12 protein-coding genes are annotated in these 13,981 nt (G+C 67.8%); 4 read left to right on the top strand and 8 right to left on the bottom strand.

Features of this window, described 5'->3' with window-relative positions; translation table 11 throughout:
- Positions 1-5: 5 nt before the first annotated feature.
- The 6 genes from iolE to JO391_RS13775 all read right to left on the bottom strand — a co-directional run bounded on the left by iolE (position 6) and on the right by JO391_RS13775 (position 7,695).
- Complete coding sequence (gene iolE / locus JO391_RS13800; RefSeq protein ID WP_220661048.1) at positions 6-902, bottom strand: myo-inosose-2 dehydratase; 897 nt, start codon at positions 900-902, stop codon at positions 6-8.
- On the bottom strand, positions 899-2,722 hold the full coding sequence (iolD, locus tag JO391_RS13795) for a 3D-(3,5/4)-trihydroxycyclohexane-1,2-dione acylhydrolase (decyclizing) (RefSeq protein WP_220661047.1): 1,824 nt from the start codon (positions 2,720-2,722) through the stop codon (positions 899-901). Before iolD ends, iolE begins: the two co-directional genes overlap by 4 nt.
- A complete protein-coding gene (locus JO391_RS13790) occupies positions 2,719-4,623 on the bottom strand; it encodes a bifunctional 5-dehydro-2-deoxygluconokinase/5-dehydro-2-deoxyphosphogluconate aldolase (RefSeq protein ID WP_220661046.1) in 1,905 nt (634 codons plus the stop codon). Before JO391_RS13790 ends, iolD begins: the two co-directional genes overlap by 4 nt.
- A complete protein-coding gene (gene iolG / locus JO391_RS13785; protein ID WP_220661045.1) occupies positions 4,623-5,624 on the bottom strand; it encodes an inositol 2-dehydrogenase in 1,002 nt (333 codons plus the stop codon). The genes JO391_RS13790 and iolG overlap by 1 nt, the downstream gene beginning before the upstream one ends.
- Positions 5,625-5,643: 19 nt before the next feature.
- A complete protein-coding gene (locus JO391_RS13780; RefSeq protein WP_220661044.1) occupies positions 5,644-6,411 on the bottom strand; it encodes an SDR family oxidoreductase in 768 nt (255 codons plus the stop codon).
- Between the two features lie 252 nt (positions 6,412-6,663).
- Positions 6,664-7,695 carry a LacI family DNA-binding transcriptional regulator gene (locus JO391_RS13775; protein ID WP_220661043.1) on the bottom strand — a complete coding sequence of 344 codons (1,032 nt, stop codon included), beginning with the start codon at positions 7,693-7,695 and terminating at the stop codon, positions 6,664-6,666.
- Between the two features lie 390 nt (positions 7,696-8,085).
- On the opposite strand from JO391_RS13775, the gene JO391_RS13770 reads away from it, so the two are divergent.
- On the top strand, positions 8,086-9,702 hold the full coding sequence (locus tag JO391_RS13770) for a GMC family oxidoreductase (protein ID WP_220661042.1): 1,617 nt from the start codon (positions 8,086-8,088) through the stop codon (positions 9,700-9,702).
- Between the two features lie 3 nt (positions 9,703-9,705).
- Here the strand turns inward: JO391_RS13770 and JO391_RS21735 are convergent, their stop codons facing one another.
- Together JO391_RS21735 and JO391_RS13760 are read right to left on the bottom strand one after the other, a co-directional pair.
- The gene (locus JO391_RS21735; RefSeq protein ID WP_220661041.1) at positions 9,706-10,671 is read right to left on the bottom strand and encodes an AraC family transcriptional regulator; all 966 of its coding nucleotides are present in this window, start codon (positions 10,669-10,671) and stop codon (positions 9,706-9,708) included.
- Positions 10,672-10,812: 141 nt separating this feature from the next.
- On the bottom strand, positions 10,813-11,136 hold the full coding sequence (locus tag JO391_RS13760; protein WP_220661040.1) for a hypothetical protein: 324 nt from the start codon (positions 11,134-11,136) through the stop codon (positions 10,813-10,815).
- A 159-nt stretch (positions 11,137-11,295) separates the two neighbouring features.
- Here JO391_RS13760 and gnd point away from each other — a divergent pair, with 159 nt between their 5' ends.
- From gnd to JO391_RS13745, 3 genes are read left to right on the top strand one after another with little or no spacing between them, the layout of a single operon-like run.
- Positions 11,296-12,696 (top strand): NADP-dependent phosphogluconate dehydrogenase, encoded by a 1,401-nt coding sequence (gene gnd, locus JO391_RS13755; RefSeq protein ID WP_220661039.1) that lies wholly within the window; start codon positions 11,296-11,298, stop codon positions 12,694-12,696.
- A complete protein-coding gene (locus JO391_RS13750; RefSeq protein WP_220661038.1) occupies positions 12,693-13,460 on the top strand; it encodes an SDR family oxidoreductase in 768 nt (255 codons plus the stop codon). Before gnd ends, JO391_RS13750 begins: the two co-directional genes overlap by 4 nt.
- Entirely contained in the window at positions 13,457-13,960 is a 504-nt protein-coding gene (locus tag JO391_RS13745) for a gluconokinase (RefSeq protein ID WP_310795038.1), read from the top strand. Before JO391_RS13750 ends, JO391_RS13745 begins: the two co-directional genes overlap by 4 nt.
- Positions 13,961-13,981 lie beyond the last annotated feature (21 nt).

Raw genomic sequence — 13,981 nt, 5'->3', positions numbered from 1 at the left:
CTCCCTCAGATCAGCCCGGCATCCCGGGAAAGACGCTTCAGTGTGGCCAGCCCGAGCGTCTGGTACAGGAGCGGATTGCGGACCTTCGGGTCCTGCTCTGCCTCGATCACGATCCAGCCGTCATAGCCGGCCCCCGCCAGAACCTTCAGCAGGGGGCCAAAGTCGACACCTCCCTCCTGGTCGCCCGGCACGGTGAAGGCGCCGGCGACAACGCCCTGAAGGAAGGACAGTCCCTCCGTTCGCACCTTCGCCACCATCGGGGGGCGGATGTTCTTGGCATGGAAGTGCCGCACCCGCCCGACATGCCGGGTCAGCACCGCCAGCGGGTCGCCCCCGCCAAAGGCGCAGTGTCCCGCATCGAACAAGAGATGCGTGTGCGGCCCGGTCCCGGCCATCAGCGCGTCGATCTCCTCGGGGCTTTCGATAATCGTGCCCATGTGGTGGTGATAGACGAGCGTGATGCCCTGGCTCGCCAGATAGGCGGCAAAGGCCTCGAGCTTCTCGCAGAACCCGGCCATCTCGGTGGCGGTCAGGCGGGGCCGGTCGTTCACCGGTTTGGCCGCATCGCCGTGAATGGCGTTCGACGTCTCGCAGACGATCATCACCTTGCAGCCATTGTGTTTCAGCTTGGCCAGATGATGCTGGCAGGCAGCGATTTCCGCCTCGACGGATTGCACCAGCAGGTTCGTCGAATACCAGCCCGAGATGAAGACCAGCCCGTATTCGGCCAAAAGCGCGCGCAGCGCTTCGGGGTCGTCGGGCCAGCGGTGGCCGTTCTCGATGCCGTCAAAGCCAATCTGGCGACCGGCCTCATCCAGGATGCGAGCGGTCGGGATATCGGCACCGATCGACTGGTCGTCGTCGTTGGCCCAGGCAATGGGGTTGGTCCCAAAACGGATCATGATTGGTCCTTGCGTTTCTTGATGTAGGTGGCGCGCGCATCGCGCACCTGCGGACGGGCAGAGACCTCGGGCACGGCCACGTCCCACCAATGCCCACCATGCGGCGTGGAGGGATAGGGATCGGTGTCGATGACGATGACGTAGGGGCCGCGAACCTCGGTCCGCCGGGCAAGGGCTGCCTCGAGCTCGGCGATGCTTCCAACCTTTACCGCCGTCGCGCCCATCGCTGCGGCATGGGCGGCAAAGTCGATCTGCGGCTGGTTCTCGATCCGCGCATGGGCATATAGATTGTTGAACTCTGCCCCGCCCGTGCCCATCTGCAGGCGGTTGATGCAGCCATACCCGCGGTTGTCGGTGATGACGGTGGTGAAGCTCGTGCCCAGCATCGCAGCCGTTGCCATCTCGCTGTTCATCATCATGTAGCTGCCGTCGCCCACCATGCAGACGACATCCCGCTCGGGCTCGGCCATCTTGATGCCCATGGCCCCGGCGATCTCGTAGCCCATGCAGGAGAAGCCGTATTCCATGTGATAGGCGCCTGCGCGCGGTGCCTTCCACAGCTTGTGAAGCTCGCCCGGCATCGTGCCGGCGGCGCACATGACAACGGTATCGTCATGCGACGCACGCTGAACGGCGCCGATGACCTGCTGGTCGGTGGGCAGGGCGTTCGCCTCGCCCGGCGCGTCGGTCAGGGGATCGACGGCGGCGAACCAGGCTTCCTTCAGCCCCTTGGGCGGGGCAGGGGCGCGGTGCGACCCAAGTGCCGACGACAGTGCCTCCAGCGAGGCGAGGGCATCGCCGCACAGCGGTTCCGCCCCGCGCTTCATGGCATCATAGGCCGCGACGTTGACGGAAACCAGCTTGCGGTCACGCGCCTTGAACAGCGCCCAGCTTCCGGTGGTGAAGTCCTGGAACCGCGTGCCGACGCCAATCACCAGATCTGCCTTTTCGGCCAGCGCATTGGCCGAGGAAGCGCCGGTCACGCCGATCGGTCCGTGATTCAGCGGATGCGTCCAGGGCAGCGCAGACTTGCCGGCCTGCGTCTCCACCACGGGAATGCGATGCCGCTCGGCAAAGGCGGTCAGCGCGGCCTCGGCCTCGGAATACAGCACCCCACCGCCCGCCACGATCAGCGGGCGCTTGGCGGCACGCACCAGCGATGCCACGCGCTCCACCTCCACCGGGTCAGGCGGCGGGCGGCGGAACCGCCAGGTCCTGGGCGCGAAGAACTCTTCCGGCCAGTCGAAGCCTTCGGCCTGTACATCCTGGCAGAATGCCAGCGTCACCGGCCCGCATTCGGCCGGGTCCGTCATGACGCGCAGGGCGCGGGGCAGGGCGGTCAGCAGTTGCTCCGGCCGCGTGATGCGGTCGAAGTAGCGGCTCACCGGTCGGAAGCAGTCATTCGCGCTGACTGTGCCGTCGGCGAAGTCCTCGACCTGCTGCAGCACCGGGTCGGGCGCACGATTGGCGAAGACATCCCCCGGGATGAACAGGACCGGCAGTCGGTTCACATGGGCCAGCGCGGCAGCGGTCACCATGTTCAGCGCGCCCGGCCCGATGGACGAGGTCACCACCATCGCCCGGCGGCGCCGCAATTGCTTGGCATAGGCAATGGCGGCATGGGCCATCGACTGTTCGTTCTGGCCGCGAAAGGTGGGCAGGACGTCCTGCATACCCTGCAGCGCCTCGCCGATGCCCGCCACGTTGCCGTGGCCGAAAATCGCCCAGACCCCGGCAAGATAGCTTTCGCCCGTTTCGGTTTTCTGCGCGGCAAGCCAGCGCATCATTGCCTGCGCGGCGGTCAGCCGGATCGTGGTCATTCCGTCCTCCTGGCGCGCGCCTGATCCCACAGGTCGCACAGCCGCCCATAGTTCTCGGCCATCACGGCGACCGCCTCCTCCGAATCCAGACTTCCTGCCATGAAGCCCGCCGCCGCCTCGGCAAAGATCGTCCGGCCAACGGCAAAGCCCTTCACCAGGTCAAACTCGGCGGCCAGACCGAAGCTCTCCGCCAATGCGGCCTCGCTTTCGCCCAGGCCCAGCACCACGATGCCGCGGGTGTGCGGGTCATTCTCGGTAATCGCCCGCACCGCTTCGGCCCAGGCCGTCCGGCTACGCATCGGTTCCAGCTTCCACCAGTCGGGGAAGATGCCGATGTCATAGAAGCGCCGGATCACGCGGGCGGTGGTCAGGTCATCCACCGGCCCGGCCTTCGACGGGATGACCTCCAGCAGGAACTCCAGCCGGTTCCGCCGCGCGGCGGCGTAAAGCCGGGTAATCGTCGCGTCCTGGTCCGCCCACATCTCGTCTGTGTCGTCCGGGTGGCAGAAGCACAGGACCTTCACCACATGGGCCAGCGGCCATTGCGCAAGCCCTCCGAAATCCGCCCCCAACTCGGGTTCAAGCCGCAGCGGACGCGAGCCCGGCCATTCCACCGGCCGCCCGATCCACAACCCGGTTTCCGCTGAGGCGTGAAGCGCGGTGCGGCCCAGCCGGTCGTCGCACAGGATGCCATAGCCAGGACGCCCCGCCTGCACGCGCGTCGCTGCCGCAAGGCACAGCTCCTTGAACGCGCCGATCTTCTTCGGATCGGCGCCCGGCAAATCCTCCATCTGCATCCGGTGGTCGAAGGCAAAGACCCGCATCGCAGACCAGTCGCCCGAACGGTTGGTCGACCAGTGGATCTGCTCCAGGGCCGCGTCGTTCCGCAGATCCTTCCTCACGATGCCCCGCCGGAAGAAGAACTGCAGCTCCTCCCAACTCGGATAGGCCGGCGCGCAGCCATGGCGGCTCACGGCAAAGGCGCCGCAGGCATTGGCGTATTTCAGCGCCACCGGCCAGGGCTCGCCATCCAGCCAGCCTTTGAGCAGGCCCGACATGAAGCCGTCACCGGCCCCAAGCACGTTGAACACCTCGATGGGAAAGCCCGGCCCGGCCTCGCCCTCGTCCAGCGTGTCGGGGATGGCGCCGGTAAAGGCCACGGCCCCCATTGGCCCGCGCTTGCAGACCAGCGTCGCCCCGGACACCGCCCGTACCGCCCGCAGCGCCGCGATGGTATCGGTGTTGCCGCCAGCGATATGGAACTCTTCCTCTGTGCCCACGATCAGGTCGAACAGCGGCAGCGTGGATTGCAGCTTTGCCGTGACCTTGGCGCTTTCGATGAACCGGTTCTCGCCATCGCCGTGGCCCGAAAGGCCCCAGAGGTTCGGGCGATAGTCGATGTCCAGCGCCGTTTGCGCCCCGCCTTCACGGGCCAGCCGCAGCGCCTTCAGCACCGCCGCCTCAGTCCGGGGATGCGACAGATGGGTGCCCGTCGCCACCACGGCCCGCGCGCGGGCGATGAAGGCGGGGTCGATGTCATCCTCGCACAGCGCCATGTCGGCGCAATTCTCGCGGTAGAAGATCAGCGGGAACCGGTGCTCATCGCGAATGCCCAGAAGCACCAGCGCCGTCAGCCGCTCGGGGTCGGTGACAACCCCGTCCACGCAGACCCCCTCGCGCTCCAGCTGCTCGCGGATGAAGCGACCCATGTGTTCGTCGCCCACGCGGGTCACCAGCGCCGATTTCAGCCCCAGGCGCGCGGTGCCCACCGACATGTTGGTGGGCGAGCCGCCGACGTATTTCTGGAAGGACCCCATGTCCTCCAGCCGGCCGCCGACCTGGGCGCCGTAAAGATCGACGGATGACCGGCCGATCGTGATCAGGTCCAGGTCGCGTGCCATCACAGGACCTCGGACACCTTCACCAGCCGCCCTTCGGCCACCGATTTCAGCGCCGCCTCGGCCAAGGCCAGCGCGCGCAGCCCGTCCTCGCCCGTGGTCGGCGTCGCGGCGCCCTCGGTGACGGCCGCGATGAACGATGCGATCTCGTTGGCATAGGCCGCGACATAGCGGGTCATGAAGAAGTTCAGAAGCGGCGCCGAATGGAACCCATCGGCATCGGCCAGCACGATCCGGTTCTCGCCGTGGTTCTCGGCGGCTGCCATGCCCTTCGAGCCCAGCACCTCGATCCGCTGGTCATAGCCATAGCTGGCGCGGCGGGTGTTGGTGATGATCGCCTGCTTGCCCGAAGCGGTGCGCAGGATCACGTTGGCGCTGTCGAAATCGCCCAGTTCCCCGATCTTCGCATCCGTCAGAACCGAAGCCGAAGCGAAGACACTCTCCACCTCTTCGCCCAGAAGCCAGCGCGCCATGTCGAAGTCATGGATCGTCATGTCGCGGAACATGCCGCCCGACCGGGTGATGTAGTCATGCGGCGGCGCGCCGGGATCGCGGCTGGTGATCGTCACCATCTCGACCGCGCCGACCTTGCCCGCATCAATGGCGGCCTTCACTGCCATGAAATCGGGGTCGAACCGGCGGTTGAAGCCGACCATCAGCTTGCCGTTCGTCTCTTGCACCACCTTCAGGCAGGCCGCCACGCGCGGCAGCGACAGGTCGATGGGCTTTTCGCAGAACACCGCCTTCCCCGCCCGGCAGAACCGCTCGATCAGGTCCGCATGGGTGTCGGTTGGCGTGCAGATCACCACGGCATCCACATCGTCCGAGGCTTCGATCTGCTCGATCGTCCGCACGTCGCAGCCATAGGCTGCGCGCAGCTTCTCGGCCGCGGCGGCCACCGGATCGGCAATCGCCACAAGGCGGGCGCCAGGGGTCGAGGCTACGGCGCGGGCGTGAACCTGGCCGATCCGGCCGGCACCAAGGATGGCAAAACGTAGGGTCATGGTGTTTCCTGCTCTGGTCTCACTCGGGATAAGCGCCCGAGACATTCTGGTCAAAGTCTATGATTGCGCCGGTCATCACGCCCGAGCCCGGCCCCAACAGATAGGCTGCAAGCCCGGCGACGTGGTCCGGCTTCACAAGCATCCCGAAGGGCTGCCGCGCCTCTGCCTCTACCAGCCAGTCATCGCTGGCCCCGTGAAACCGGCGCTGCGTGGCATCCTCTCCCGGCGTATCCATCCAGCCGCAGGCAATCCCGTTCACGCGGATACGGTCATGCCGCAACGCATTGGCGGAATTCCTTGTGATGTTCGCCAGTGCGGCCTTCGATGCCGAATAGGGCGCCAGGAACGACTGGCCGCAGTGGATGACCATAGACAGGATCGTGACGATGCTCGCCGGGTGCCCTTTTGCCCTTGCCAGTTGCGCCGTGCGCTGGATGGCAAAGAACGGACCCCGCGCATTGGCCGCCATCACGCTGTCCCAGACCTCGGGTGTCGTATCCAGGATCGAGCCCCGGTCCGTCGAAGCCCCCGCGAGGCACATGGCATCGACCCGCCCCATGATCTCTGCCGCACGGTCCACTGCAGCGATGACCGCGCCCGCATCCGCCAGATCCACAGGCAGGAAGCTTGCCCCAAGATCTTCAGCCGCTGCCTCGCCCTTGGCCCGGTCCCGCGCCGCAAGCACCACTCGGGTGCAGCCTTGAGCGGCCAGAGCATGAGCAATCGCCAGCCCCAATCCTTGTGTGCCGCCGAAGATCAGGGCATGGGAGTTCTCGTGCAGGTTCATGCTTCCTCTGCGCGTCCGACGCGCCCGTCTGCGAAGGTCGCTTGCCGCAGCGGGCATGCACTTGGCCTGCCGATCCGTGGGGCGGCCACTCGCTGCCCGGCCACATGGTGCAAGGCTGAAACTGTCACCGCCGATTCCTCCCTGAACCCGTGCGCCGGACCATGCAAACGTCGGCGCCGATCCGTCAACTCGACACGGGGCATTTCACGTCATTCATGACGAAGAATGGCCATGCGGATGATGGCATTTTCGTCAGACGGATTCGGGCAGGTAAAGGTCTGGCGGGAGGAAATGCTGGCCCAGCACTGGCGTGATGCCCTGCTGCATCGCGTCGGCGGCCAGGGTCACCAGATCGGCGCACAGCCGGGGCAGGGGCGTGCCGATGACCATGGTCACGTACCGGGCTACAAGGGCCGAGCGGCTTTCCGGCGTCAGTTCGTTCACCACCAACGCCACCTCGCCCGGTTGCCGCACCTCGCGAAGGGCGGCGATGGCGCCCTCCATCCCGCCGCCCGCACAGTAGATGCCACGAAGGTCCGGGTGGCGGTCCAGCAAATCCAGCGTGGCCTCATAGGTCAGCTGCCGCGTCTCCAGGTTCACCAGGGTATCGAGGATGACGAACTGCTGGGCGTGTTCGCGGAAGTAGCTGCGGAAACCGGTCTCCCGCAGTTCGTGGCCGTGCCAGCGATAGCCGCCCACGAAGACCGCGATCTTGCCCGGCTGATGTGTCGTCTGGGCGATCATGTGGGCGGCGATGCGGCCGATCTTCATGTTGTTCAGGCCCAGATAGTTCTGGCGCACCCCCTGGGCGAAGTCGTTCAGCAGGGCAAAGCAGGGGATGCCGCGGGCGTTTGCCCGGATCACGGCCTCTGTCACTTCGGGGTGGCTGACCGCGGTGGCCGCCAATACATCCACCCGTCCGGCCATGGCGTCCATGCGGGCGGCGAAGTCGGCCGGGGATTGGGAAGCCGTGAACTCGATCACGGCGGTGGCGTCCAGGCCGGCGGCGCGGGCTACGGCGCGCTCGATCTCGGCCTTGAAGCCCTGGTAGAAGGCCTGCCGTTCCTTGTGCAGGACCACGCCCAGGCGCAGGCGGGGCAGGTCGGGCTGCACGCGCTGGCCGATCAGGGGGGTCGCGTGGTAGCCGACCAGGCGTGCCGCCTCGTAGACCTTGCGGGCCGTCTCTTCCCGCACCCTCTCGCGCGCGTTGAGGACCCGGTCGACAGTGGCGGTCGAGACGCCCGCCTGCCGGGCGACGTCGTGGATCGTGGGTCGCCGTGCCATCCTGCCCCCGGTTGCACTGCCTTGGCCTGGCTGGAAAGGTGCTGGTTTCCGGTGGGGCCGGCAAGGGTTCCCCTGAAGCGTCGGCAGGCGTCCGAGCTCGGACGCCTTGTCAGATTGAGTGAAATCAATGGGTTGCTGTCGCATCTTTACTTGGACGTAACGATTGTCCGAGGCTTTCGCGGCTATCCGGGCGCGCCGGATGGCGGTTCTTTATCGGGGCTCGGAACCGCAGCCGGTGCATCCGCTGCCCGAGCTTTGGCCGGAAGGACAGATCGCGGCCATTGCCGGGCATCACTGGCCTGTCCCATCCGCGACACCGCCTGTCGGAATTTGCGAGATTGCAGGGTCCGCGCGCACTAGTGTCGCGGCGGGGACGGGCAGGGCGGGCAGATGGACGAGACCGATTACATCATCGTGGGCGCCGGTTCGGCGGGATGCGTTCTGGCAGAGCGGCTGACGGCCAATGGCCGCCACAAGGTGACGGTGCTGGAGGCGGGCGGCAGCGAGCGGCGGTTCTTCGTCGAACTGCCGCTGGGCTATGGCAAGCTGTTCTATGACCCCAAGGTGAACTGGCTGTACAAGACCGAGCCCGACCCTGGCCTTGCCGGGCAGCAGGATTTCTGGCCGCGCGGCAAGATCCTGGGCGGGTCATCCTCGATCAATGCGATGGTGTGGATCCGCGGGCACAAGGCGGATTACGAGGAGTGGAAGGCGGCGGGAAATCCCGGCTGGGGCTGGGAGGATGTGCTGCCCGCCTACCGTGCCATCGAGGACAACGAGGCGGGGGCTGACGCCTATCGCGGCAAGGGCGGGCCTCTGTTCATATCGGCCAACCTGAAGGGGCTGCATCCGCTGGTGCAGGACTACATCGCTGCCTGCGAACAGGCCGGCTTGCCGCACAATGCCGATTTCAATGGCGCGCGGCAGGAAGGCGCGGGCGTCTATCAGATGACGATCAAGGGCGCGCGGCGCAATTCCACCGCGCGCGCCTTCCTGCGCCCGGCGATGAAGCGGCCGAATTGCCGGGTGGAAACCCGCGCCTTCGTGACGCGGATTCTGGTGGAAGACGGTCGCGCCGTGGGCGTGGAATACCGGCAGGGCGGGGCGGTGAAACAGCTGCGCGCGCGCGGCGAAGTGATCCTTTCGGGCGGCGCGATCAATTCGCCGCAGCTGTTGCAGCTTTCGGGGATCGGGCCGGGGGGGCTTTTGTCCTCGCACGGGATTGCGGTGGTGGTGGACAACCCGAATGTCGGCGACCATCTAAGCGACCATCAGGGCCTGAATTACACCTGGTCCATGAAGGTGCCGACCTACAACGACGAATTGCGCCCGCTGTGGGGCAAGGCCCTGGCGGGGATCAAGTATCTCTTGGGCGGCTATGGCCCGCTGGCGAAAAGCATTAACCATGGGGGCGGGTTCTTCCGCACCGATCCGGGCCAGCCCCGGCCGAACATGCAGCTTTACATGCAAGCCTTCTCGACCCTGATCCCGCGGGTGGGCGAGCGGCCGCTCTTGACGCCGGACCCGTGGTCGGGCCTGTCGCTTGGCCTGTCGAACTGCCGGCCGACCAGCCGGGGGCATATCCGCATCCGGTCGGCGGATGCGGGGCAGCATCCGGTGATCACCGCCAATGCCTATTCGACCGACAACGACGTGACCGAAATGCTGGCCGCGGTGAAGATGCTGCGGAAGATCGCGGCGCAACCCGCTTTTGCCCGGCTGGTGGAAAAGGAACTGCGGCCGGGGCCCGAGGTGGCGACGGATGAAGAGATGATCGCCGATTTCCGGGCGCGGTCGGGCACGGTCTATCATCCGTCCTGCACCTGCCGCATGGGGCCGGATGCGGCGAATTCGGTGATCGACGCGCGGCTGCGGGTGCACGGTATCGCGGGGCTGCGGGTGATCGACGCCTCGTCCTTCCCGAACCTGATTGCGGGGAACACGAATGCGCCTTCGATCCTGATGGGGTGGATGGGCGCGGCGAAGGTGCTGGAGGATGCGCGCTGAGGCTCAGGCCCGGGCGCGGGCCAGGGTTTCGCTGGGAAGTTCGCCATAGGCCTGGCGGTACTGGCCGGAGAAGCGGCCGAGGTGGACGAAGCCGCAGTCGAGCGCGATGTCCGTGACGGAACTGCCGGTGCCTGGCCGGGTCAGCCGATCGCGGGCGACCTGCAGGCGGATATTGGCCAGAACGTCGCGGGGGCTGGGCTGGCCCGCGCGCTGGAACGCCAGTTGAAGACGGCGCGGGCCGATGCCGAGATCGCGGGCGAGGTCGGCCACGGAGAGGCGCTGGTCGGCGCTGGCGCGCATCAGGCGGATTGCCGTTCGCACGAGGTCCGCATCGCTGCGCCATGTGCCGGGGACGGGATCATCACCCGCAGCGGCAATGAGGGCTTCGGCGATCCTTTCGTGCAGAAGCCGGGCCATGCCGCGTGCGCCGCGGTCTGACAGGCGGCCCGGCGGCGCGCGGAGGAGCCCCGCCGCGACTTCGGCCGTTGCCGAGGCAAGCCGCCGGGCCTGGGCCCCGGCGAGCCAGAGCCCGTCTGACGCGCCAAGGCCGGTCGAGGCGAGACCCTCGACAAGCGGTGCGAGATGGCGGATCGGCACCATGAGCACGAGGGCGCGGAACCGGGGACCGGCATCGGTGGCGGTGGAGGTGAGGCGGTCGCCGGGGCGCAGGGCGAGGATTTGCCCGGCCCTGGCCACGCGATTCGTGCCGCCAAGGTCCACGCCGATGCGCCCGAGCTGCGGAAACAGCAGGGTGACATCTTCCGTTTCGGTCAGGTTGATGCGGTGGCCCGTGGATTCGACCGAGCCGATCTTCAGGGCACCGTCAGGAAACTCTGCCGAGCATGTGTGCAGATGGCCGTCCGCCGCAGTGAAACCGAGGCGATGCACCTGGGAAAACAGTTGTGACCGGAACTGGTCGACCGAATGGTCGCCGGCCGATACCGATGTTTCCACACGTGTGATTGGCACAATCGTTCCTGAGCAAACGGTTTCTCGCGCGAATTCCTGCGCCTGATAGAGTAACGGAAGTATAGCAGAGAAATGTACGGGCAAGAGCGCGATTGACGCAGCCATGCGCCGCGTTTTCTGCAGACGGACCGGGCTTGTGCCTTAGCGCCCGGTCGTGCCGGTGAACCTTCCGCTTTCGTCGAAGGTGCACACGAACAGCAGGCTGTCGCCGGGGGCCAGCTGGAACGAGCCGTTCACGGCATAGCCCTCGGCGGTTTGCAGGGTCGCGCCGGTGTTCACGTCGCCCATGTTGATGCCGAAGCGGCGCGAGGCATCGCCGGCGCAGAAGGCGGGCATCCGGCCGGGCGACACGGTGAAGCCCCCGCTGCCCGAGGGCCCGGGCGCGCAGGCGGGCAGGGCCAGCGCCAGGAGGGCCAGGACCACCAGGCGGCGGATGGCGGGGCTGTGGCGGGAATCCTGGATCATGCCGCTCTCCTTCGGGTGATCACGTTGTCGCGAGTTTTCGCGGGCGGGGCAAGGGAAAGCGCAAGCCGGCGGGGCGGGCTGGCGCGGGGCGGGAAAGGCGGCTTTACATTCGGGCGGCGGGGCGGGTCTATTCGCCGCCGGGCTGACAGGAGGGATGCGATGGCCGAGGCGCATATCGGGTTGATCGGGCTTGGCACCATGGGTAGCGCCCTGGCGCTGAACATCGCCGAGAAGGGGTTTCCCATCGCGGTCTGGAACCGCACGACCGAGGTCACGCACCGCTTCAGGGCCGAGGCGGACGAGTTGGCGGACCGGATCTTGCCCTGCGACACGCTTGCCGCACTGGTGGCGGCGATCGCGCCGCCGCGCGCGATCATCCTGATGGTGCCGGCGGGTCAGGCGGTGGATGACCAGATCGCGGCGCTGGCGCCCTTTCTGGGGCCGGACGACCTGGTGATCGACGCGGGCAACGCGAATTTCCACGACACCAACCGGCGCGATGCGGCGGGGTTGCCGTTCCGGTTTCTGGGGATGGGCGTGTCGGGTGGCGAGGAGGGCGCGCGGCACGGGCCGGCGATCATGGGAGGGGGCGCGCGGGCCGACTGGGACCGCGTGGCGCCGGTTCTGACGGCGATTGCCGCCAAGGCCGAGGATGGCACGCCCTGCGCCGACTGGATGGGCGAGGCGGGGGCGGGGCATTTCGTGAAGGCCGTGCACAACGGCATCGAATATGCCGACATGCAGATGATCGCCGAGGTCTACGGCATCCTGCGCGACGGGCTGGGGATGCCGGCGGAGGATATTGCGGGGGTGTTCCGGGGCTGGAACGAGGGGGTGCTGAAATCCTACCTCATCGAGATTTCGGGCGAGGTGGCGGCGGCGGTGGACCCGGTTTCGGGCGGGCCGATGCTGGACGTGATCCTGGATTCGGCGGGGCAGAAGGGCACGGGACGCTGGACGGCGGTCGAGGCGCAGCATCTGGGCACGCCGATCCCTGTGATCGAGGCGGCGGTGATGGCGCGCAATGCCAGCGCGCGGCGGGCCGAACGGGCGGCGGGCGAGGCGCGGTTCGGGCCGGGGCCGCGGCGCGTGGAGGGGATGACGACCGAGACGCTGGAGCAGGCGCTGATCGCGGGGAAGATCCTGTGCTATGCGCAGGGCTTCGGCATGATCGCGGCGGCGTCCACGGCCTTTGGCTGGTCGCTGGACATGGCCGCCATCGCGCGGGTCTGGCGGGCGGGCTGCATCATCCGGTCGGCCATGCTGAACGACATGGCGGCGGCGCTGGCCGAGGATCCGGCGCGCAACCTGATCCTGGCGCCGGGATTTGCGGCGATGCTGGAGGAGACGGTTCCGGCGCTGCGGCAGGTGGTGGCGGCGGGCGCGCTGAACGGGCTGGCGCTGCCGGCCCTTTCGGCGGGGCTTGCCTGGTTCGACACGATGCGCACGGCGCGGGGCACGGCGAACATGATCCAGGCGCAACGCGATTTCTTTGGCGCGCACGGGTTTCAGCGCGTGGACGGCCTTGACCGGCCGCATGGACCCTGGGGGAAGGCATGACGCTTCCGGCCGGACTGAACCTGTTCGACCTGACGGGGCGGCGGGCGCTTGTCACCGGCTCGTCGCAGGGCATTGGCTTCGCGCTGGCGAAGGGGCTGGCCGCGGCGGGGGCCGAGGTGGTGCTGAACGGGCGCGATGCGGCGCGGGTGGAGGCGGCGGCGGCCACGGTGCCCGGCGCGCGGGCGCTGGTGTTTGACGTGACGGACCATGCGGCGGCGCGGGCGGCGGTGGACGGGTTCGAGGCCGGCATCGGGCCGATCGACATCCTGGTGAACAACGCAGGCATCCAGCATCGCGCGCCGCTGGAGGATTTCCCGCCGGAAGCCTTCGAGCGGCTGTTGCAGACCAACATCGCCAGCGTCTTTCACGTCGGGCAGGCGGTGGCGCGCCATATGATTGCGCGCAAGCGGGGGCGGATCATCAACATCGCCTCTGTGCAGACGGCGCTGGCCCGCCCCACCATCGCGCCCTACACGGCGACCAAGGGGGCGGTGGGCAACCTGACCAAGGGCATGGCGACCGACTGGGCGCGGCACGGGCTGAACTGCAATGCCATCGCGCCGGGTTATTTCGAGACGCCGCTGAACGCGGCGCTGCTGGCCGACCCGGCCTTCAATGCCTGGCTGGAAAAGCGCACGCCGGCGGGGCGGTGGGGGCAGGTGGATGAGCTGGTGGGGGCCTGCCTGTTCCTGGCCTCGGACGCCTCCAGCTTTGTGAACGGTCATATCCTTTACGTCGATGGCGGGATCACGGTGTCGCTGTGACCCTGCGCGTGGTGGTGATGGGCGTGTCGGGCTGCGGCAAGTCCAGCGTGGGCGCGGCGATGGGCGCGCTGCTGGACATTCCCTATATCGACGGGGACGACCTGCACCCGGCGGAGAACGTCGCCAAGATGGCGGCCGGCGTGCCCTTGACCGACGCTGACCGCTGGCCCTGGCTGGACCGGGTGGCGGCGGTTCTGGCCGAACGGGCGCCTGTCATCCTGGGGTGTTCCGCGTTGAAGCGGGCCTACCGCGACCGTATCCGGGCGGGGGCGGGCGGGCCGGTGCGCTTTGTCCACCTGGCGGGCAGCCGCGAGGTGATCGGCGCGCGCATGGCGGCGCGTACGGGGCATTACATGCCCGCCACGCTCTTGGACAGCCAGTTCGCGGCGCTGGAACCGCCCGGCCCGGACGAGGCGGCGATCACGCTGGACGTGGCCGCGCCCGTCCCCGAGATCGCCGCGCGGGCGGTGGGCTGGCTGCGGACAGGGGCCAAGGTCTGACGCCGGAACGGCGGTGCTTCC

The sequence above is a fragment of the Neotabrizicola shimadae genome (genome assembly GCF_019623905.1).
GTDB lineage: Bacteria > Pseudomonadota > Alphaproteobacteria > Rhodobacterales > Rhodobacteraceae > Neotabrizicola > Neotabrizicola shimadae.
The sequence above is the reverse complement of the archived record's forward strand: the minus strand, read 5'-3'. Positions and strand labels throughout refer to the sequence as shown.